This is a genomic window from Neobacillus sp. plas4 (genome assembly GCF_057221695.1).
This window is the reverse complement of sequence record NZ_CM170152.1, coordinates 3,618,050-3,639,195: the sequence shown is the minus strand read 5'-3', so window position 1 is coordinate 3,639,195 and position 21,146 is coordinate 3,618,050. Positions and strand designations below refer to the sequence as shown.

Sequence of the window (21,146 nt, the reverse complement as noted above, 5' to 3'; positions counted from 1 at the left end):
AAAATGAACCTAGTAAAAGGAGGTCATCATAATGAAGCCCCCAAAGTTCTCCTATCTAAGACCTAATAATCTCCAAGAAGCTCTAAATATGCTGGCTGAATATGGAGACGAAGCCAAGATTATGTCTGGAGGCCAAAGTTTGATTCCTTTATTAAGCATGAGGCTTTCAACTCCTGGCTACATAATAGATATTGGCAGAGTAGAAGAATTGAAAGGAATCAGAGAAGAAGAAGATGCCCTTGTAATCGGCGGGATGACTCGTCATGTGGATGTAGAAAAGTCTGCATTGGTTCAGGAAAAATGCCCGCTACTGACGGAAGGAATACGCTGGGTAGGACACAATCAAATCAGATCGAGGGGCACGATTGGCGGAAGCATCGCACATGCTGATCCCTCCGCTGAGCTGCCATGTATGTTAACTGCCTTAAGAGGCGAAATCGTTATTGTTTCAAGTGAGGGGGAAATGACCTTATCACCTGAGGAATTTTTTCTAAGTTATTTATTAACGACGTTAGAACCAAATCAGCTTGTAAAGGAAATTCGCTTTCCAAAAATCAAAAAGGGGAGTGGATACGCCTTTGAAGAAGTTGCTAGGAGGCATGGGGATTTCGCTCTAGTAGAGGTAGCAGCCGTCATAGAGCTTGATCATAATGGGACGATAGCTGATGCAAAAATTGCACTAGGCGGTGCAAACTCGGTTCCTTTTGTCCCTGAAGCAACAGAGGAATTTTTAATAGGAAAGCTGCCTGACTATTCCATTATCAAAGAAGCAGCTACTCTTCAATTAGATGAATTGGATCCAGAAGGAGATATACACGGCTCGAAGGAATACCGTCGATATTTATCAGGTGTTTTACTAGAAAGGGCATTATATAAAGCGGTTGATCGGGCTAGGGAAGGAGTAATCGCATGAGCAATTGTAACGTCAAAATGAAAGTAAATGGAAAAGTGATAGAAAAAGAGATTGAGCCTAGATGGCTTTTATCCGACTATCTGCGAGATAAACTTGGCCTGACTGGAACACATGTTGGCTGTGAACATGGTGTGTGTGGAGCGTGTACGGTATTACTAAATGGTGAGCCTGTTCGTTCCTGTTTAATGCTTGCTGTCCAGGCGGATGGCTCAGAAGTTGAGACAGTGGAATCCCTTGCTGAAGTAGATGGTACTTTACATCCGATTCAACAAGCATTTGCAAACAATCATGCGTTACAATGTGGATTTTGTACTCCAGGTTTTCTAATGTCTGTAAAAAACTTCATGGAAACTCATCCTGATTTACCAACAGATGATGAAATCCGTGAAGCGATCTCTGGTAACCTTTGCCGTTGTACTGGATACAGCAATATTATTAAAGCTGTGAAAGAGGCATACGTACTGAAATGTTAACCAAAGGAGGGACCCGAGCGTGAAACAATTTGTTGGACAAAATGTAAAAAGAAAAGAGGATTATCGGCTGCTTACTGGTTCTGGAAGGTTTGTAGCGGATATTCGAATTGAAAATATGGTCGAAGCAGCGATTCTAAGAAGCCCTTATGCACATGCAAGGATAAAAAACATTGATCTTTCACAGGCAAAGAATTATAAGGGTGTCCTTGATGTCATCATTGCTGCTGATTTAAAAGGAAAAGTAAAACCTTTCACTGAATTTGTAGAATTCACCTTGCCTCCGCAGCTAGAAGCTGATATAAAGCCCACGATTAAGAAAAACCCTGAACCCATGTTAGCAGAAGACAAGGTAACATTTGTCGGTCAAGCGGTTGCGATTGTATTAGCAGAAGACCGGTATGTTGCTGAGGATGCACTTGCTTTAATCAAGGTAGACTATGAGCCTTTGCCTGTAATTACGGATCCCTATGAAACCATAAAGGAAGACGCACCTGTTATCCATCCAGAGCTGGGTAATAATATTCAATCACATTTTGAGGTGAAAGTTGGAGATGTTGACCATGTCTTTAGGCAGGCAAATCACATTTTAAAAACAAGAATAAAAACTCCAAGAGTATCGGGAAATCCACTTGAGACCAGAGGAGTAATTGCCGAGTACCAAGAACGAAATCAACAACTTGATGTTTGGTCATCTACTCAAGTACCATTTATGGTTCGGTCCTATCTTTCAAAGCTCGTTGGGTTGGTCGAAGGCAATATACGTGTTGTTGCCCCAGATGTTGGCGGCGGATTCGGTCCGAAATGTGCGGTCTATCCAGAGGAAATTATCATACCGTATCTTGCGATGAAATACAAACGTCCAGTTAAGTGGATTGAAGATCGTCTTGAGCATATGCAGAGTACCAGACATTCGCGTGATCAGGTACATGACGTTGAAGTTGCATATAGAAATGATGGAACAATTCTTGGATTGAAAGATCAGTTCCTCTTAGATAATGGAGCACATAACTCCTTTGCTTTATGCTGTGCCTACAATTCGGCCGCACATTTGCGGGGAATGTATCACATTCCAAATTATGAGATAACCGGACGAATCGTCTTAACCAATAAGACACCAAACGTACCATACCGCGGGGCAGGCAGACCAGAAGCAGTTTACGTAATGGATCGAATCATTTATATGATTGCTGACAAGTTAAATCTTGATCCGGTAGTAGTTTCGATGAAGAATTTTGTTCGTCCTGATCAAATGCCGTATGAAACAGGTATTTTTTACCGCGATGGTGCAAATATGGTTTTGGAAAATGGTGACTACGTAAAATCGTTGCAGCAAGCAATGAAAATAGCCGGGTACGAGGAATTCCGTCAACAACAAAATGAGGCTAGGAAAAACAATAAAAATATCGGGATTGGTTTTTCGTCTTACATTGAGGGAACAGGTATTGGTCCATTTGAAGGTGCTGCTGTCAAAGTTGACTCCACTGGACATATTTTGGTAGGGGTTGGCTCTAGTCCACACGGCCAAAGTCATGAAACCACTTTTTCCCAAATTTGTGCTGATGTGTTTGGAGTAAATCCAGAACAAGTATCAGTACGGGCCGGAGATACAAGTCTGTTGCCATATGGTGTGGGTACTTTTGCAAGCAGGGGTGCAGTTACGGCTGGATCAGCGGTTCATGGCGCTTCCAAACAATTAAAAGAAAAGTTCATTCTCATTGCTGGCCAGATGCTTGGAGTTTCAATAGATGAACTAGAAATGAATGGCGGTAAAGTTTATTTGAAAAATATGCCTGCCAAATTTGTTACTTTACAAGAAATAGCTCAGGCTGCTAAACCGGGTCCTCGCTGCAAGGTTCCAAAAGGAATTGAACCAGGTGCGAGTGCGACTTACTACTTTGTACCTCCAACCGTGACATTTTCGTCTGGCTTTCACATAGCAGTTGTGGAGGTTGATAAGGAAACAGGATTTGTCGACATCTTGCGTTATATTGTCGTTCATGATTGTGGCCGTGTAATTAATCCTAAGATTGTCGATGGTCAAATTCAAGGTGGAGTTGCACAGGGTATTGGTGGTGCACTTTATGAAGAAATTATTTACGATAAAAACGGCCAATTAGTGACCGGAACCTATATGGATTATTTAATTCCTACGGCAATGGAGGTCCCTGAAGTTGAAATGGGTCACCAAGAGTATCTTTCGCCACACAATCCGATGGGGATTAAGGGAGTGGGAGAAGGTGGTGCCATCAGCCCGCCAGCTGCAATCGCCAATGCTGTTTGTGATGCAATGAGACCATTAAAAATAGAAATAAACACTCTCCCAATTAGCCCTAATAAACTAAGAAGTTTAATAGAAGAAGCTGAAAATGCAGAAAGTGTCCTAAGTTAAGAGGAATCTAGTAACCTTTTTAGAAATTTTTTTAGTCGGTAAACAATATAAGTTTAGTGATAATAAAGAAATCTATTCAAGGGTAAGACCAGCCTTATTTACGAGTCTGACCCTTGAACTGTCAATGGATAAAAACCATGTATAAAGAATGTAGGGGAGGCTGAAGATGGAATACGTTATATATGGAATTATTACTGGTTGTATCTTAATCATTGCTTCCATTGGTTTTTCGATGGTTTGGAAAACAGAAAACTTCTTAAATATAGCACATGGTCAAATGCTATTAATAGGGGCTTATATGGCTTATCTCTTTAAAAGCGTGCTCAACCTTCCATTTGCTCTGGCAATGGTCCTTTCCGTCATCGCTACAGCTGTGTTAGGGCTATTGTTAGCTAAGGTATTCTATTTTCCAGTAAGGAAAAGTGGAATTCTAGTATTACTTTTTACATCCATAGGTCTCTCTTGGGTAATTTACGGTATTGTTCAGGCAATAGTAGGTCCGCAGATTCGAACATTTGGACTTGAGACGAGCAAAATGATTGAATTGTTTGGCAGACAGATTCTTTCCTTTCAGGAATTGTTGATTATTGTTATCTCGGTGGCGTGTGTCGTTGGTCTTCATTTTATATTAACAAAAACAAAAAATGGCAAAGGTTTCAGAGCCATGGCAGAAAATCGCGATTTAGCACAATTAAGAGGAATAAATTCTAAGAAACTATCAAATTACGTTTGGTTACTATCATCAGGATTGGCAGGATTAGCCGGCATTCTACTGGCGATGTCGGGCACACTTAATATGGAGTTAGGCTGGCAGCAGATTTTGATCATCATGTCAGTTGTTATTGTTGGAGGTATGGGGAATTTATACGGTACGATGCTTGCTGCATTAATTATCGGATTGAGTATGGATGTTAGTACGGTGATAGTCCCTACATCATATAGAACAGCAATAGCATTCGTTATTGTGATTCTTGTCCTTTTAATCCGTCCTCAAGGACTGTCAAAGGGTGGTGCACATTAAATGGAGATTCTAGTCTTTTTATCAGGTCTCATAGCATTAGGTGGGATTTATGCCATGCTGGCGTTGGCATTAAATGTCAATGGTGGACTACTAGGACTGTGGGATTTAGGGGTTGTTGGATATTTTGCAGTTGGTGCCTATTCCTACACATTGCTCACCATTGATGCTCCCGAGGGACTCGGGCTCCCGATGTTCGCCGGTGTGATTGGTTCGGTTATCATCACTGGGTTACTAAGTTTATTTATCGGCTATACTTCACTTCGTTTACAAAATGAATATCTATTAATTACAACTTTTGCTTTCGCTGAAATCATTCGAATTCTTGCTGTTAATGAAGAATGGTTAACAAATGGAAACATTGGATTTTTTGGTTTAGATAAACCATTTCAGGAGCTTATCCCTGGTGCAAATTACATGTTATTTTTCTCAGGATTGGTCCTGATAAGTTTGGCTGTCTTTTACTTCTTTGCCCAAAGGTTGGCCGATTCTCCAATGGGGCGTTATATGAGGGCTATTCGTGAAAATGAAATCGTAACGCAATCGATAGGTAAGAAAATATTTGCTACAAAGTTAAAAGTGTTTGTTTTAAGTAGTTCCATGGTTGGTTTAGTGGGTTGCTTTTATGTTTGGTACATGTCCATCATTGCACCAAATATGTTTACCTCTGCTATAACGTTTACGGTTTGGACAGCACTTGTATTAGGTGGAATCGGTAATAATCGTGGAGCTGTCATTGGTGCCTTCGTACTTATTCTTGTTCAAGAAGCTACACGCTTCATTCCAGTACCAGCTGAATATAGCGTTGTATTGGCGGGCTTACGTCAGTTTATCTCTGGGATGATGCTGGTTCTTGTTCTTCGCTTCCTTCCTCAGGGATTGATCGCTGAGAAGTTTAAATCTGTTGAGAAGCTATTTAAGTTCCATGATAATTCGTTAATCCTAGAACCGAAGGGAGTAGGGAAAAATGCTGCAAGTCAAGGAGCTGAGTAAAAACTTTGGAGGCGTTCAAGCCGTTAAAAACGTAACATTGGAGGTTAATAAAGGGGAAATTGTTGGATTAATCGGTCCTAATGGTGCAGGAAAAACAACCCTTTTTAATATGATTAGTTTATTTCTAGCTTCCAATTCTGGTGAAATCTCCTTCTTGGATGAAAAAATTGATACTTCTACTCCCGAAGCTGTAGTGGAAAAGGGATTATTAAGGACTTTTCAGACTCCAGTCGGTTTTCCAAAACTAAGTTTGCTTGAAAACTTAATGGTAGTGCCTTCCAATGCTGGTGAAGGATTATTCTCTATCTTTTATAAAAAGAAGAAAATTATCCGCAAAGAGCAAGAGCATTATGATCAAGTTTGTGGGCTGCTTCGACAATTTAACTTATATGAAAAACGAAATGAACTTGCGGAAAATTTAAGTGCGGCAGAGTTGAAATTGCTGGAACTATGCCGCCAGTTAATGGCAAATCCAAAAATCATGCTCCTGGATGAACCTGCATCAGGTGTAAATCCAATCATGCTTGATAAAATGGTTCAACACATCTTAAGACTTAGAAGTGAAGGAATGACATTTCTTGTTATTGACCATAATCTAGGTTTTATCTATCGTATATGTGACCGGATTTATTGTCTTGCAAATGGAGAGCTCATCGCTTCAGGTACTCCAGAAGAAATTTCCAATAATGAAAAGGTTAAATCTGTATACTTGGGGGCGAGTTAAGATGAGCTTTCTTGAGGTTAAAGATGTGGTTTCTGGTTATGGAAAAATCCCCATTTTACATGGACTCAATCTCCATGTAAATCAAGGGGAGATGGTGGGGATTATTGGTTCTAATGGAGCAGGGAAGACAACCTTAATGCATACTATTAGTGGTTTGCTTCCTGTCATGAGCGGTTCGATTTCCTTTCAAGGGAAGCGGATTGACAATGGCTCCCCAAGTGACATTTCAAAGATGGGTTTAGGTTATGTCCCCCAGCGAAAAAATGTTTTTGCGGAATTAACGGTTTTCGAGAATCTTGAAATGGGTGCGTACACGCTAAAAAAACCTAAGGAAAAAATAAATGAGATGTTGGAGATGTTTCCACGCCTAAAAGAACGGATTAATCAGAAAGCTGGAACCTTAAGCGGTGGAGAAAGACAGATGTTAGCTTTAGCAAGTGCATTGATTGTGAACCCTAAATTTCTCCTCCTAGATGAACCGATAACCGGATTGGCTCCTCAAATTATTCAAGGGTTAATCAACATGATTGTTGAAATTCGTGATAAAGGTACAACAGTGATATGGGTCGTTGAGGAAAATCCAAAAGAAGTTTTAAAGCATGCTGATCGCGTTTATTTAATGGACTCTGGAATCATTAAAATGGAACGGACTGGAAAGCAATTTTTAGAAGAAGAAAATTTCGAAGAACTATTCTTGGGCCACTAAGGGGGATAAGGAAATGAAAAAAGTATCGATGGCTGCTATTTCTATTTGTACGGCATTAACAGTAATGACTGGCTGCGCAAGCTCTACAGGAAGTTCAAGTAATAGTGGTTCTAACAGTGGCAGTGATATTAATGTCGGATTTTTATCAGGACTTACTGGCTGGCTCGGAGCATTTACAAAAGAAAATATCAATTCTATTCTTTTGGCAAAGGATGAAATTAACGCAGCAGGTGGAATCCTAGATGGGAAGAAAATTAATATTATCGACGTAGATACAGCTTCTACTGTTGAAGGCTCCATTAAAGGGTATCAAAAGCTGGTAAACGCAGATAAGGCTGTTGCTGCGATTGGACCTGAAACAGAATCTATGCTTGCTTTATTAAAAGAAGCGCCAAAATCAAAAGTGCCGATCATGTCTGCTTTTGCAGGTTCAACAGAACTTGATAAGGTTGGCGGAAATTATGCATTCCGAACAGCCGCTTCAGATTCAACCATTGGTGAAGTTCGTGCAAAGGTATTAATTGAGAGCGGTGTGAAAGAAATAGCCGTTATGGTAGGAAACTATGAAGGAGCCCAAAGTGATGTGGAGAAATTTAGAGAAACATATGAAAGTTTGGGCGGGAAGATTCTTGCGGAGGTAACCTTTAATACAGGTCAGAATACGTACAATGGTGAATTGAAAAAGATCGCTGATGCGAATCCAAAATTAGTTTATTATTCTGGTGCCATTGATACTGCACCTACCATTTTTAAATCAGCAAAGCAAAGAGGTTACAATTGGGAATGGTATGTAACACCAGACGTTGCTGTACAAGAATTTATTGATGTTATTGGAAAGGATATCGCAGAAGGAATTAAGACGATTATTCCAATGGAAGATGAAAATAATGAAGGCTTCAAACGTTTCAACCAGGAGTACGAAGCGAAGTTTAAAGCTAAACCATCTGGCGGATACTATAATGCCAATACGTATGACTTATTAATTGCCTCTGCTCTGGCTATGGAAGCAGCAGGTGAAGCAAGCGGCAGTGCGATCAATGAAAAAATCCGTGAAGTTACGAACCCTCCAGGCAAGGTAGTCACTACATTTGAAGAAGGAATTAAGGAACTTCGTGCAGGAAACGATATCGACTATCAAGGTGCATCTGGCCCCATCGACTTTGACGAACACGGAAATGTATTAGCTTCCTATGCCTTAATGGAAGTTAAAGGTGGCGAATGGAAGCAAAATGAGTTTTTTACTGCAGATTTTCTTGAATAGAGATTTCAGAATAGTAAAGAAATAAAAGACAAAGAGGCAATGATCAAGTAACTTGCCTCTTTGTTTATTTAAAATATTGGGAGGTGTACAGATGAGGAAAATCGGTTTCCCTAAACTAAATTTACCTTCGATACATCATTCAACTGCAGCAATTCATCCAAAGAATCTTTCGGCAGGTATTGTTTCTGGGTTACTGGCAGCCACTGGTCCGCCCGTTATTATATTAGAAGCAGCAGCAAATGGCAATTTTACAGACGCTCAAACGATTTTTTGGATGTTTTCCGTCTATTTTTTTGGAGGGCTTTTTAGTGTTGTCCTCCCATTATATTATCGAATCCCCATTGTAGGAGCCCACTCCATTACTGGAGTTGCCTTTCTTGCAACAATCACTTCACAGGTCCCTTACAATCAATTAATCGGCAGTTATATCATAACAAGTCTATTAATCTTACTAGTTGGCATACTAGGGTTGTTCTCAAAATTTATGAAATATGTTCCAAAGGAAATTATTGCAGCGATGATGGCAGGAATCATTACAAGCTATGTTGTAAGATTAATTGTTTCCATACAACACCTGCCACTAATAGGGGGAACCGCTTTACTTACATATTTTTTGTTTTCAAAGTGGAAATTACGTGTTCCGCCCGTCATAGCTGCGGTTTTCTCAGGATTTATCGTTCTGTTACTAACATATAATTTTGATTCACCAGCTGAAAGTAACATTGGTTTTGTCATGCCGCAAATACAACTGCCGGAATTTAATCTATTAACTATCTTTACCGTTTCAGTACCTCTTGCCTTATTAATCTTGAGCAATGATGCGGCACCCGGAATAGGCGCATTGGAACAAAACAACTTTAAGCCTCCTATTAATAGAATTGTTACGTTAAGCGGGATATTTTCTCTGTTTGCTAATTTGTTTGGCGGTCAGTCTGCAAATGTAGCGGGAATGATGACGGCTATTTGCTCAGGAGAGGAAACGGGTATTAAAGAAAAAAGGTATATTGCCGCCATTGTATCGGGAATTTTAATCATAATGTTTGGTATTTTTTCCTGGTGGACGGTGCCTGCTATTAAAGCATTACCAAGTGAATTTGTATCAATGCTGGCTGGATTTGCTCTATTTGGAGTACTGGGTTCCAGCCTAAATTTGAGTTTTTCGCAGCCAAAAATGATGATGAGTGTTACCTTTACGTTTGTTATTGCGATGTCAAACATAAGTTTATTTTATATAAGTGCACCTGTTTGGGCATTAGCTGCAGGAGCGTTAATTGCAAACTTTATAGAAAGAAATGTAGAAAAGCAGGTCGGAAAGGGGTGAATTCATGGGTAAGGCGGCTCTTACAGCGGTGGAAAATAAGCCGAAAATTTATTATGGATATTTCATAGTTGTTTTATCTTTTATAGCTATGTTTGCCACTTTAGGAATCCGCGGTACATTTGGAACATATGTTACACCTTGGGAAGAATCATTTTCTGTTAATCGTTTATGGGTAAGTATCGTTTCCTTTACGAGTCTTTTTATATACGGTATCAGTATTGCCATTGCTGGTAGACTGGCTGATAGAATTGGTCCACGAAAAGTATTAACCTACAGTATGGTATTAATGAGTTTTTGCTTATTAGGATCCTATTTTGCCACAAACATATGGCATATCGTAATTCTATACGGATTGATTGGCTCTGTTGGGTTTGGTTTTGCTTCAAATATAACTGTTTCTGTTGCAATTGTTCGTTGGTTTAAGGAAAAAAAGGGGCTTATGATTAGTATTGTAGTTGTTGGAATGGCAGCAGGACCTATGGTTTATACCCCGCTTAATATTCTGTTGATCGAAAAGATGGGATGGAAATGGCTGTTTGTGCTCTATGGCAGTGTATATGCCCTACTATTAATCCCATTGTTTGCACTTTTTTTCAAGGACCACCCGGTTCAAAATGCTGTTATTGAAAGAAATAAATCAAAGCAAAATGAAAAAATAAAAGGTGAATCGATATTTTCTATATTTCGTTATCCAATTACCTGGGTGATTTGTATGACCTATTTTATATGCGGCTTCACCGATGTTGGCCTAGTTTATACACATATGGTTCCCTTAGGGGAAGGAAAGGGATACTCTCGTATACTAGTAGGTAATGCAATGATGGTTTATGGGATTGCCAATATCGTCGGAACCATTATAGTAGGGTATATTTCTGATAAATTTAATAATAAAAAATTACTTTGTATATTGTTTTCCATTAGGGTAATTGCGTTACTGTTTCTGCTATTTATCAATCATCCCATCCTATTATTTACATTTGCACTTTTATATGGTTTTACCGATATCGCAACGATTGCTCCTTTTACAATGCTTTGTTCCAAAATATTTGGAATCAATCGAATGGGTTCTGCTTTTGGGATGGTTAGCTTTTTCCACCAATTTGGAGCTGCATTCGGTTCGTTGATTCCAGGATTATTATTTAGCCTTTCATTAGACTATATATCAACGCTGTGGCTTTGTATTATACTCCTATTGGCTAGTGCTATTCTCATCCAAACTATTAATACGAAGCAGATATTAGATTGAACATGCCAACTAAGGATATACGATATCTAATAAATTAACAGATTATTGATAATATTCTTTAAACAATATATTATTACCATAGAGTAACACTTACAAGGGGGAGGAACTAGAGTATGTCACAATTAAAAGAATTTCGTACAATCATGAATTCGATGAAATTTGTATGGGAAAAGGATAAAAAAGCTTCGATTGTTATGTTAATTGGTGTTAATGGCTCAGCATACAGATTGCCAGGAACTAAAATGATGATGGCAGAGGATGCTGAAATGATTGGAACAATCTCGGGTGGGTGCTTAGAAGGTGATATTTACGGTCATGCAGAGAAAGGGCTGCAAACAGGGATACCGACAATAATAAATTATGATTTAAGTGATAACGAAATCTGGGGTTTAGGAATTGGCTGTAAAGGTTCATTAGAAATTCTCATCCTTCCGGCAAAAAAAGAGGATCCTTTTTGGAAGTCAACGGACAAATTGTTAAACGACGAAGAGGAATTTTCCTTTATTATAGAAATACAAACAGGAGTTAAAGCAATCGTAACAAAATATGGAGATATCATTGGTGACAGCGATTACCTTCCTTCTATGGTGTACGAAAGTGCACGAAAGAGCCTCAAATCACAAAAGCGAGCTGAAATTGTCACTTTGGATGGGCGGAAATTTGTGGTTGATGCCATTCGTCCAAGCCAAAAATTAATCGTAGCAGGTGCTGGTAAGGACGCAATACCAGTCGTTGAACTTGCTGCAAAAGCAGGCTTTTCCGTAACCGTCCTAGATCCACGAAGTGATTATAATAAAGAACGCTACTTCCCTGAGGCACATCATTTTGTTGAAATACCTGAAAACATAAATCCAGTAAATGTGAAAAATGCATGGTGGGTGATTATGAATCATTTGCAGAGTCGCGATGAAGAGGCTCTCCATCTAGCCCTAAAAAGTAATCCGAAATACATTGGTGTTTTAGGTCCTGTATCAAGAACACAAGAAATGCTATTGAATATAGGAGCGGATCTAACCATTGGAGAAGATATTTTTTCACCTGTTGGTTTAGATATAGGTGCAGAAACCATGGAAGAAGTGGCAATAAGTATTGTTTCTGAATTGATGGCGGTACGATCCAATCGTGAGGGGAAATCACTGAAAGGGAAATTGAAGATTCATGCCTAAGATTGGGGCCATCATTCTTGCTGCTGGATTGTCTAAACGGATGGGGCATCCTAAACTTTTACTGTCCCTAAAAGGAAAACCACTTTTTCGTTATCCACTTGAACAAGCAATAAGAAATCACTTGCAGCCAATCTGTTTAATTGCGGGTCAACATATGCAGGCGTTTCAAACAGAAACCTCTGATTTACAAAATGTGGAATATATTTATAACCCTAGATATGAAAAAGGAATGTCTTCTTCACTAAAAATAGGGATTGAAAATATTAAGTATCGTACAGATGCAGCCATCATTTTTTTAGCAGATCAGCCATTTGTTCCAGATTTGGTCCTACAATCTATGATTGAACAGTTTTGTAATGATACGCTTATTGTACGACCCCAATATCAAGGCAATTTCGGTCACCCCATTTTAATTGATAACAGCTTATATGATGAATTTCTAAATTTAGAGGGTGATCAAGGTGGTAAAGAAATCATAAATAAATATATAAAAGATACAAAAATTCTTTCATTTGATCACCTATTTTGGGGTATGGATATTGATACACCTGAAGATTATCAAAAATGTGCACAACTTTTAAAATATGATCGAGGAATGAACGATGGTGAAAAGAAATGAGGTAACAAAAAGGATAGTGAAACAAAATCTAATCTAAACCTCATTTTCAACTGAATAATACGTTAAAACACTCACAAATGTATGTCAATGTTTGCGAGTGTTTTTATTTCGGCGGAAACGGCTGAAAAATGTAGGAAATTGCCAATAAAAGGAAATATGACGAATATGGTATAATTCATCTGTGAAAAACCTTGATAGCTGGGACAGAATTTTAGATAAACGTGCCCCCGCCGAATCTTAGTTAATGATTGATGCAAACATACTTTCAGTTGAAAGATGGGGACAAACACAACGGAGGGAAATCGTTGAAAAAACAAACAAAACGCTATAAACAAAACATATATTTTGAGGAAGATTCAAACGATAATTTCTCTTTTATTGCAGGATATACGGATGGTGGTGCACCCTATGGAATGACTTGGGAAGAAATCATTCCCCAAGATTTGAGATTTAGGGCGGCATTGAAAAAGGATGCCGAGAAAGCTGCAGAACTCATTCATATCGCAATTGCTGATATCGCTGAGAAGTTGACTGGACAAACGAAAAATGAAAATATCCGTGAAACACTAGCGCATTTCTTCCGCGAAGAGAACAATCGTCTAAGCTACAAAAATACGATTGTTGCAGATATTTTAGGAGAAGCAGCAGGAATTGTGATTACTTATCCGGGAGAGGCTGCCTCTCGATTAGACGAGCCTATATTAAAACGATTAAGAAAGAAAAGACAGAATGAAGAGATATTCTTGGATAAGGAAGCCGACGAAGGGGATTTTTATGTTGACACACTGTGTGTTGCTGATCGGTTTAGAGGCAATGGAATCGGATTAAAGCTTCTAAAGGAAGCCGAAAAAACAGCATTACAAAAGGGATATTCAAGACTCTCGTTAAATGTTGCTCAAGATAATCCGCATGCAAAGAAGGTATACGAACGGATTGGCTATAGGAAGGATAAAGTTATTGAAATAAACGAACATCCATATGATTATATGGTGAAGATCCTTTGAGATAAAAAACGATTTAAAAGGTAAAAAGCATTGAAGTAATATGGTGTGGTGAATGAATAATCAAGGCTTTAAAAATTTATTAAGGGGCTAAAACTTAATGAATATCAAAAATATCTATTGTATTGGAAGAAATTATGCTTCGCATGCAAAAGAATTAAATAATGCAGTACCAACTTCTCCATTTTTATTTTCTAAGCCAACACATGCTGTTGTTGAAGCAAATGGTCAAGAGGTGATTTTACCTGGAGATAGAGGGTCCGTGCACTATGAGACGGAGCTTGTCCTTCATATTGGACAAGAGTATGAAAAAGGGATTACTGTCGATGAAATTGTGGATAAACTGGCGCTGGGGATTGATTTTACCTTAAGAGATGTACAAAACCAATTAAAAGAACAGCGTTATCCATGGTTATTAGCAAAAGGTTTTCCGAATTCAGCTCTACTAACGAAATTTATTGAATTTCCCGGAGAAGCTGCATGTAAAAATACCGATTTCTCATTACTAAAAAATGGGCAGCAGGTACAAATCGGCAATATCACAAATTTACTTTTTAATCTGCAAACAATCATTGACTTCACAGCTAAGCATTTTGGATTAGGTAAAGGGGACATCTTATTCACTGGGACTCCAGAAGGCGTGGGTCCCATTCAAGATGGTGACATCCTTTCCTTAGCATGGGGCGAAGAAACGCTTGGACAAAGTATCATAAGATTAGTGTGAACCAGTGTTAAAAGAATCATGAAAAATAATAAAAGGCTAGCAACCATAATAGTTTGCTAGCCTTTTTACAACTATTTAATTATTTTTTATTACCTGTAGTTCCATTATTTCCTTTGCTGCCAACTTTTACAGTGTTCTTAGTTACGTTACCGGCATTATCAACAGCAATGACTTCAACTTTTTGACCGTTTGTTACTGGCGAAGCAAGAACGTGTGAAGTTTCACCATGTACATAAGGTTTTTCTGTTACAACTTTTTCGTCAACTTTTACATACCAGGAAGCAACACCACTAGTTTTATCCGTTACATCAACTGTTACTGTTTGATTGTCAGCACCTAGTGTTGTTTTTAGTTTAGGCGTTGTTACATCAAGCTTTACTGGTAATGTAATGGTTTGAGCTTCTGCACCATCATAGTCAATCGTCGCTTCTACTTGCAAGTAGTATTGACCATCTGGAGCTCGCTTGCCGTTATGCATGGTTCCATCCCATGTCCAATCGGAGAATAGGTAGTACATTGCTCCTCTTCCACCGTCATAGTAGTTTTTACGTACATCTACTTCATTCGCAATTTCTTTTACTAAGTTGCCATCTGCATTCACTACACGTAAATTAAATTGTTTTGCATTGCGGATGAGAGATAAAATGTAAGTAGCGCTGTCATTTTCTCCATCACCATTTGGTGAAATCGCAATAAGGTCTGGGTTTAAATTGCCAGTGGCCTGGTCAATACCTAAGTAATCATAGCTGCCACCACCGGTATGAGTCAAAACCCCAGTATATCCATAGTAAGACATTGGATCCCAAGCAGGAGTATCAACAATTGGTGATGCATTCCAGTCACCTTTAAATCCAACGTATGGTACTACTAAATCTGGATTTGTATCAGTTGGGTCCGTTAGTTTTACAAAACCTTCTAACCAATAACCATTAGTGAAATAAGATTTTAAAGCTGCATCCCAATCACTTACATCAACAGTTACGTCAAATGACGTTGAACCATTGGCAGGTACTTCGATGGAGCTACTAGCTTTACCGTTAATTGTCGCAATTGCTCCTAAATCCATTGCTCCAAAAAGGTTAGGTGCTGATACCAATACACCTGCGTTTACCGGAGTATCCGTTTGAGCACTTGCGCTAACATCATAAGTCACAGCTTCATTAGAGTGGTTTTCCGCTGTTAATGTAAACGTAACTACATTATCGGTTACTTCTTTAAGTGCTACTTTTGCTTCACCAGTTTTGAAGTCAGTTACAGTTACTGGTGTTTCTAATGCTGCATGAAGTTGCATTAAACCTGCACCTTGTCGGCGTGGAGATACAGGTGCTCCATCAAATTCAACAGGTTTAGATGTGTTTAATAGGAATTTCTTCGCAAGTTTTGATCTTGTTGCACCTTGAAGTCCAAATTCTTCGTCAACACGTTGTAGTACTAATGCTGATCCACCAGAAACGTGTGGAGCTGCCATTGATGTACCACTCATGATTTGGTATTCGTTATGATTAGCAGTTGAGTAGATTTGTCCACCTGGAGCAGTGATTTCTGGTTTAAAATCAAGGTTTGGAGTAATACCCCAAGATGTGAAAGAACTCATTTTGCCGGATTCAACATTTGGTACTGAAGTTTTTTCGCCGCCAAAGCTTATTGTTACAGTTTGTCCAGCTTTAAGTGCTTCTGCAAATCGGTCTCCATCGGCCTTTAACATAAACAATTGTGGAATCTTAATGGCCTCTTCAGTTGCCATGTTTACGGTTCCATCCGCATTGTTGTAGATAATTACTCCTGCTGCTCCTGTAGCTTGAGCATTTTTAGCTTTATCAACAAATCCTAATGTTCCACGTTGAACTAGAGCGAATTTGCCTTCCATATCTTTCCCCGCAAAGTCTTCTGGAGCTCCTATTCCAGCATGAACCAATTCAAAATTTGTTCCTACTGTCGGGGCAGTCTGGCCAGCAGATAAAAACATTACTTGCTTTGCTTCACCATCACCTATCGAAACATTAGCTGCGTCTACAGTTAAAGTAGTATTTTCAAATGACGCTACGGAAATAGAATCATAGGATACACCAGGTGATCCCACTACTCCGTAATCAGGATTTGAGGCATAGGGGTGGAAATAGCCGCTTCCGTAGTAAGTAGAGTTACCTGCAGAAATAGACATAACGACTCCGTTGTCAACGGCACGTTTCACCGCTTGTTGTTCAGGAGACTCAGGATCTACAAACCCAGCTGAAGAACCGAGACTCATATTAAGAACGTCTGCTCCTAGTTTGATAGCATCATCAATCGCTTTAATATAAATATCACCTGTAGTTGTAGCTTCGTCTTCACCAAATACTCGTAGAGCTAATAGTTGTGCCTCTGGAGCAACACCTTTAATACCACCGTTTTCTTCGTCACCGTTTGCAGCGACTGTTCCACCTACGTGCATACCATGCATTCCAGTGTCAACATTGTCGTCAATAATGTCTTCGGTGCCATCCGCATAATTCCAGCCATAAGGAACTTTTTCATTCCAGAATTGTCCAGGTAGTTCAAACTCGGAAATAGCGCTATTAACCTCAGCCTCTGATAATTCACCTTTTGATTCATCAGTTAATAGAAAATCTTTATGCTCCGGGTCTATTCCCGAATCAATGATCCCCACAACCATACCTTCACCATCGTAACCAAAATCACGCCAAGCCGCTTGTGCCTCTACTAGTTCTTTACTATACTTCATATCAGGTGCTTCATTTGGGAGTTCATACTCAGTTGCTATGTACACACCTTTTACTCCTGCTACTTCTTTAATCTTTGCAATATCACCATATTTTACTTCGGCGCTAAATCCGTTAACGACTGCATTAAATTCTTGTTCGTAGGCAATTGTAATCTTTTTATCTTTGATTTTATCTTTTGCTGCCTTTTGTTGATTTTTAGCCGCTTTCTCGAGTTGCTTCCGTTCTCCTTTAGAAAGCTTATCGTACTTTACCCCTTTTTTGGTTGCTGTTTCAACTGGGGTAGTACCATCTACTTCTACGATAACTCGAACCTCTTTGTTGGGATCAACGTCTATTAAATCTGTAGCTACTAGATTTGTTTTTGGAAGTGTCGGTTTTTGCACATCTAATGGCTGTGGTGTAATGCCACCTGTAGTTGCAAAACCGCTATTACCAATTGCTAATAATGAAACTAGTAAAATTGCAGAAATTCTTCTTTTCGACATGTTCTTCCTCCTTTAGTTTTTTAAAAAAATAGTAGACAAGACGAAGATCCTCCCTTCAAAATGGTTAATAAAAATAAGACATAATATTCGGTCTACTTTCACTATATTAAATTACCATTTTATGGACTAGTTCTTTTGGGCATGGTGGAAAAGTACTAATTTTATTAGGTTGTTGGAATTTGTTATTCTTTCTGAATTTAGCAGAAGTTTATTATGTAGGATGTGGTCGAAAATCCAAGGTTATTGGCGAATATACGATGTTGCTTGAAGGTATATTTGAAAAATAGATAGAATTTTCTCGAAAAAATTTTAGTGCACTAATGCCTATGATCAGCTAATAGAAAACATAACCTGGGTAGTAGAAAATGCAAAAGGAAAATAGGGAAGTAAATATGGTATATTTATTGATAAAAAATAGGTGAGGGAAAAGTGATGAAGATAAAGATTGAAGCGAATTTAAAAAATGAAGATGTTCAGTTTTTATGGAAAGCAGATAAGGTTATGGGTAAATTGATTCAAATAATTGGGAACATTGAAATACCGATTAAGGGAAATCGTTATGAATCACTTGTAAAGTCTATAATCGGACAGCAACTTTCTGTAAAAGCTGCGGGTACGATTATAGGAAGGGTAGAAGCACTATGTAACGGAATTACTCCTCAATCCATTGATAATGCTTCCATTGATGAATTAAGAGCAACAGGTATTTCAAGATCAAAAATCAATTACATGAAAGATTTGACCGAGAAATTTTTATCTAACCAATTAAAATTAGACCAATTAGACCGTTTTAGCAATGATGAAGTAATTACTGAACTTACAAAAGTTAAAGGGATTGGGCAATGGACAGCGGAAATGTTTCTCATTTTTTCGTTAGTAAGAAATGATGTTTTGTCGTTAGGTGATGTTGGCCTTCAACGTGCCTGCAAATGGTTGTATCAAGCTGATAAAGAAACGAATGGAAAAGATTTTTTAGAGCAAAAAGCCGAGAAATGGAAGCCTTATTATTCTATTGCTTCACTATATTTGTGGGAAGCAGTCAATAGGGATTACGTTATTAAATACAAAACAATCGACGATCTTTTTTCCGAAAAGGAAATACACATGGAGGAAGCATGAAACCAATTAAAGGTTACGAAAAGCTTTATTTGATTGGTCTTGATTTTATACGGATCTCAAGTGTTAAAATTTGGCAGTGATAAAGCCATATTGATACAAAGGAATCTTAATCATCTATGTAGAATATAATTGAGGACGCTTACATTATGTGACTCTATTTGAAAAATAAAAGGAGGGATGCAAAGGAGACATATTATTACATATTACCCTTGTAATTGAAAAAATTGAGGGGAAGAAATAGAAAGATAGTAAAGATTAAAACTAAAGTATTTTGTGTTTCACCTCTCACTGAGGCGTCTTACAAGCCAAAAAAATCCTAAATAACAATTGTAGAATTATATTTTTATCCTCCAGTAGATGCTTTCTAACTAATTCCAGTGTAAAAAATTGTGGGTGGAAGTTAAATGTATAATAAAAAGGTTATAGATATATCAACCAAAATGATTCCAGAATGGTTAAACAAAGACATTGAACGGATTACCAAAAAAGAAGAGGTATCAGCTAAACCTGGTTATATTATTTCACGAATTTATAACCAATATTCTATTGGTTATAGACATCTTGTTTCGGTGATGACGGGAAATACGGAATGGGCACGCATCGCTAGGGAAAGGCTTACTTACATTGATGAAAACCTTGAATTAATAGTAAAACACCTAAAAAGGCAGCAGAATTAGTTCTAAGAAGTTCGGTTGAAGAAATTTGTAGATAACAAGCAAAAGTGGCAGGAACACACCAAAAATTGGGAGATACCTTGCGTTTTATTTGGTGAATATTGTTTATTTTAATACTTTCGTGGTCTAGCTAGACCTTATTATTATATTTTCTTTTTTTATTATTTTTTTGTCGGCATTTCTTCAAAAAGGGGAAATGCTCTTTTTGTTGAAATAAATTAAATGTTAATGGTGATATAATTTCTGAAGAAAAAGAACCCATTATTGAGTTCTTCCTCTATACATTTCACCGTTTAGCACCCCATATAGTAGTTCTTCATCATCTGAGATTAACGGAAAATGTACATTTGCTTGTTAAATTGTTGTTAGGGATCCTTATGAAATAAGGCTACTTGTTAATAGCGTTAATATTATTGCTCATCACGATTATTGGAAGCTGAATCGTTACCTGCTTCAGCCTCCTCCACCATCTGGTTGCCAATCACACCGCCAGAGACACCGCCTATAACAGTACCAATTAATCCAAATTGGGAACCTATCATAGCACCCGCAACAGCATCAGTAATCGTTCCTGCTGTTTCACCAAAGTCACTGGTACCTTGATTAGCAATACCATCAGCCTGATTGTTGCCACTTTCTTCTGCATTTCCACCGAAGTCATTGCGTTCTTTACTCTGATTCATCTTTTCACTTCCTCGTTTATTGATAGGGAATATGTTAAATATGAAAGAACACTATCCCTAACATATACTACCCAGGTGAAGTAGTTTTACTCACTATATGTGTAGGAAGCATGCTTTATCCTCATTCGAGCCTTTGTGAAATCGCTTGATAGTACATAAATAAATTTAACATTGGCATTTGCCCAGATATTGCATACTTATATAAAGAATGGGGTGAAATACATTGTATGCTCAAAACGAAAATAAAAACCAAATCAAGGAAAATAGTAATACTGATAATGTGGAAATTATTTTACAACTTGAAAAACAAATTTCAATAACTATATGGATACAAACCATTGGTAAAATAATGGAGGTATTATTATTAACCAAACTTTTTCTCAAAGATGAGGAAGCCAAACATGACCCCTATGAAAGAAATTTAGTTGAAGGGGTTTGGATACAGACCATTGGACAAATTTTAGAAGCTATCGGTGTAACAAGGGAAGTTTTATCCAACGAAGAACCCGTCAGGCTAGAAGCAGCGACGATGGCTAATATCGGGGATTGGTTACAAGGAATTGGTGCAACTTATGAATCATATGCAGGGAAACAGATTATTGCTGAAGATAGAGAGGGATTGGTAACCAATATTTTCGTCCCATAAAAAAGAATGTACTATTTATTAGCAGTTCAATAGTCTGGGTCATGCAGCGAGAGATTTGGCAATTGCAAGGAAATCAGAAAACAAAATTCTGACATAGAAATTTCTTGGCTCGCTGCAGGTCCGGCACTTAGGATCATAGTAGAGGCAGACGAGAATCTGCTGCCGGAGTGCAATTTGCTAACTGAAGGCTTAGCCGAAAAGGTGTCAAATGGGTTCGGACTGAATGTGTATATATATTTGTTCAGGGTGCTATTGGGTGGAG

19 protein-coding genes are annotated in these 21,146 nt (G+C 38.3%); 17 read left to right on the top strand and 2 right to left on the bottom strand.

Annotated features, from left to right (window positions below):
* Positions 1 to 31 precede the first annotated feature (31 nt).
* The 14 genes from AC2TFD_RS18170 to AC2TFD_RS18105 all read left to right on the top strand — a co-directional run bounded on the left by AC2TFD_RS18170 (position 32) and on the right by AC2TFD_RS18105 (position 14,554).
* A complete protein-coding gene (locus AC2TFD_RS18170; RefSeq protein WP_484673688.1) occupies positions 32 to 913 on the top strand; it encodes an FAD binding domain-containing protein in 882 nt (293 codons plus the stop codon).
* On the top strand, positions 910 to 1,386 hold the full coding sequence (locus AC2TFD_RS18165) for a (2Fe-2S)-binding protein (protein ID WP_335516072.1): 477 nt from the start codon (positions 910 to 912) through the stop codon (positions 1,384 to 1,386). The genes AC2TFD_RS18170 and AC2TFD_RS18165 overlap by 4 nt, the downstream gene beginning before the upstream one ends.
* Before the next feature lie 19 nt (positions 1,387 to 1,405).
* Positions 1,406 to 3,775, top strand: a complete 2,370-nt coding sequence (locus AC2TFD_RS18160) for a xanthine dehydrogenase family protein molybdopterin-binding subunit (protein ID WP_335567976.1) — start codon at positions 1,406 to 1,408, stop codon at positions 3,773 to 3,775.
* 166 nt (positions 3,776 to 3,941) lie between these two features.
* Positions 3,942 to 4,796 (top strand): branched-chain amino acid ABC transporter permease, encoded by an 855-nt coding sequence (locus AC2TFD_RS18155; protein ID WP_335567977.1) that lies wholly within the window; start codon positions 3,942 to 3,944, stop codon positions 4,794 to 4,796.
* A complete protein-coding gene (locus tag AC2TFD_RS18150) occupies positions 4,797 to 5,786 on the top strand; it encodes a branched-chain amino acid ABC transporter permease (protein WP_335567978.1) in 990 nt (329 codons plus the stop codon).
* A complete protein-coding gene (locus AC2TFD_RS18145; RefSeq protein ID WP_335567979.1) occupies positions 5,761 to 6,510 on the top strand; it encodes an ABC transporter ATP-binding protein in 750 nt (249 codons plus the stop codon). The genes AC2TFD_RS18150 and AC2TFD_RS18145 overlap by 26 nt, the downstream gene beginning before the upstream one ends.
* 1 nt (position 6,511) lies before the next feature.
* Positions 6,512 to 7,216 (top strand): ABC transporter ATP-binding protein, encoded by a 705-nt coding sequence (locus AC2TFD_RS18140; RefSeq protein ID WP_335567980.1) that lies wholly within the window; start codon positions 6,512 to 6,514, stop codon positions 7,214 to 7,216.
* A gap of 13 nt (positions 7,217 to 7,229) precedes the next feature.
* Positions 7,230 to 8,477 carry an ABC transporter substrate-binding protein gene (locus AC2TFD_RS18135; RefSeq protein WP_335567981.1) on the top strand — a complete coding sequence of 416 codons (1,248 nt, stop codon included), beginning with the start codon at positions 7,230 to 7,232 and terminating at the stop codon, positions 8,475 to 8,477.
* A gap of 91 nt (positions 8,478 to 8,568) precedes the next feature.
* Entirely contained in the window at positions 8,569 to 9,798 is a 1,230-nt protein-coding gene (locus tag AC2TFD_RS18130) for a benzoate/H(+) symporter BenE family transporter (RefSeq protein WP_484673687.1), read from the top strand.
* A 4-nt stretch (positions 9,799 to 9,802) separates the two neighbouring features.
* Positions 9,803 to 11,044 (top strand): MFS transporter, encoded by a 1,242-nt coding sequence (locus AC2TFD_RS18125; protein WP_484673686.1) that lies wholly within the window; start codon positions 9,803 to 9,805, stop codon positions 11,042 to 11,044.
* Positions 11,045 to 11,157: 113 nt separating this feature from the next.
* Positions 11,158 to 12,210 carry an XdhC family protein gene (locus AC2TFD_RS18120; RefSeq protein ID WP_484673685.1) on the top strand — a complete coding sequence of 351 codons (1,053 nt, stop codon included), beginning with the start codon at positions 11,158 to 11,160 and terminating at the stop codon, positions 12,208 to 12,210.
* Positions 12,203 to 12,829, top strand: coding sequence for a nucleotidyltransferase family protein (locus AC2TFD_RS18115; RefSeq protein WP_484673684.1), 627 nt, complete (start codon positions 12,203 to 12,205; stop codon positions 12,827 to 12,829). Before AC2TFD_RS18120 ends, AC2TFD_RS18115 begins: the two co-directional genes overlap by 8 nt.
* Before the next feature lie 305 nt (positions 12,830 to 13,134).
* Complete coding sequence (locus tag AC2TFD_RS18110) at positions 13,135 to 13,833, top strand: GNAT family N-acetyltransferase (RefSeq protein ID WP_484673683.1); 699 nt, start codon at positions 13,135 to 13,137, stop codon at positions 13,831 to 13,833.
* A gap of 97 nt (positions 13,834 to 13,930) precedes the next feature.
* Positions 13,931 to 14,554, top strand: a complete 624-nt coding sequence (locus AC2TFD_RS18105) for a fumarylacetoacetate hydrolase family protein (protein WP_335519312.1) — start codon at positions 13,931 to 13,933, stop codon at positions 14,552 to 14,554.
* A 79-nt stretch (positions 14,555 to 14,633) separates the two neighbouring features.
* Here AC2TFD_RS18105 and AC2TFD_RS18100 read toward each other — a convergent pair whose 3' ends face one another.
* Positions 14,634 to 17,762 (bottom strand): S8 family serine peptidase, encoded by a 3,129-nt coding sequence (locus AC2TFD_RS18100; RefSeq protein WP_484673682.1) that lies wholly within the window; start codon positions 17,760 to 17,762, stop codon positions 14,634 to 14,636.
* 432 nt (positions 17,763 to 18,194) lie between these two features.
* Here AC2TFD_RS18100 and AC2TFD_RS18095 point away from each other — a divergent pair, with 432 nt between their 5' ends.
* Positions 18,195 to 18,881 (top strand): DNA-3-methyladenine glycosylase family protein, encoded by a 687-nt coding sequence (locus AC2TFD_RS18095; protein ID WP_335567988.1) that lies wholly within the window; start codon positions 18,195 to 18,197, stop codon positions 18,879 to 18,881.
* Positions 18,882 to 19,285: 404 nt separating this feature from the next.
* Complete coding sequence (locus AC2TFD_RS18090; RefSeq protein ID WP_335520457.1) at positions 19,286 to 19,558, top strand: hypothetical protein; 273 nt, start codon at positions 19,286 to 19,288, stop codon at positions 19,556 to 19,558.
* A gap of 407 nt (positions 19,559 to 19,965) precedes the next feature.
* Here AC2TFD_RS18090 and AC2TFD_RS18085 read toward each other — a convergent pair whose 3' ends face one another.
* Positions 19,966 to 20,238 (bottom strand): hypothetical protein, encoded by a 273-nt coding sequence (locus tag AC2TFD_RS18085; protein ID WP_335567989.1) that lies wholly within the window; start codon positions 20,236 to 20,238, stop codon positions 19,966 to 19,968.
* Positions 20,239 to 20,461: 223 nt separating this feature from the next.
* On the opposite strand from AC2TFD_RS18085, the gene AC2TFD_RS18080 reads away from it, so the two are divergent.
* The gene (locus AC2TFD_RS18080) at positions 20,462 to 20,884 is read left to right on the top strand and encodes a hypothetical protein (RefSeq protein ID WP_335567990.1); all 423 of its coding nucleotides are present in this window, start codon (positions 20,462 to 20,464) and stop codon (positions 20,882 to 20,884) included.
* Positions 20,885 to 21,146 lie beyond the last annotated feature (262 nt).

Coding starts and splice junctions, on each gene's coding strand:
- AC2TFD_RS18085 (WP_335567989.1), bottom strand. CDS start 20,238: ATGAATCAGAGTAAAGAACGCAATGACTTCGGTGGAAATGCAGAAGAA.
- AC2TFD_RS18130 (WP_484673687.1), top strand. CDS start 8,569: ATGAGGAAAATCGGTTTCCCTAAACTAAATTTACCTTCGATACATCAT.
- AC2TFD_RS18115 (WP_484673684.1), top strand. CDS start 12,203: ATGCCTAAGATTGGGGCCATCATTCTTGCTGCTGGATTGTCTAAACGG.
- AC2TFD_RS18140 (WP_335567980.1), top strand. CDS start 6,512: ATGAGCTTTCTTGAGGTTAAAGATGTGGTTTCTGGTTATGGAAAAATC.
- AC2TFD_RS18100 (WP_484673682.1), bottom strand. CDS start 17,762: ATGTCGAAAAGAAGAATTTCTGCAATTTTACTAGTTTCATTATTAGCA.
- AC2TFD_RS18090 (WP_335520457.1), top strand. CDS start 19,286: ATGTATAATAAAAAGGTTATAGATATATCAACCAAAATGATTCCAGAA.
- AC2TFD_RS18095 (WP_335567988.1), top strand. CDS start 18,195: ATGAAGATAAAGATTGAAGCGAATTTAAAAAATGAAGATGTTCAGTTT.
- AC2TFD_RS18170 (WP_484673688.1), top strand. CDS start 32: ATGAAGCCCCCAAAGTTCTCCTATCTAAGACCTAATAATCTCCAAGAA.
- AC2TFD_RS18145 (WP_335567979.1), top strand. CDS start 5,761: ATGCTGCAAGTCAAGGAGCTGAGTAAAAACTTTGGAGGCGTTCAAGCC.
- AC2TFD_RS18105 (WP_335519312.1), top strand. CDS start 13,931: ATGAATATCAAAAATATCTATTGTATTGGAAGAAATTATGCTTCGCAT.
- AC2TFD_RS18155 (WP_335567977.1), top strand. CDS start 3,942: ATGGAATACGTTATATATGGAATTATTACTGGTTGTATCTTAATCATT.
- AC2TFD_RS18150 (WP_335567978.1), top strand. CDS start 4,797: ATGGAGATTCTAGTCTTTTTATCAGGTCTCATAGCATTAGGTGGGATT.
- AC2TFD_RS18165 (WP_335516072.1), top strand. CDS start 910: ATGAGCAATTGTAACGTCAAAATGAAAGTAAATGGAAAAGTGATAGAA.
- AC2TFD_RS18135 (WP_335567981.1), top strand. CDS start 7,230: ATGAAAAAAGTATCGATGGCTGCTATTTCTATTTGTACGGCATTAACA.
- AC2TFD_RS18120 (WP_484673685.1), top strand. CDS start 11,158: ATGTCACAATTAAAAGAATTTCGTACAATCATGAATTCGATGAAATTT.
- AC2TFD_RS18125 (WP_484673686.1), top strand. CDS start 9,803: ATGGGTAAGGCGGCTCTTACAGCGGTGGAAAATAAGCCGAAAATTTAT.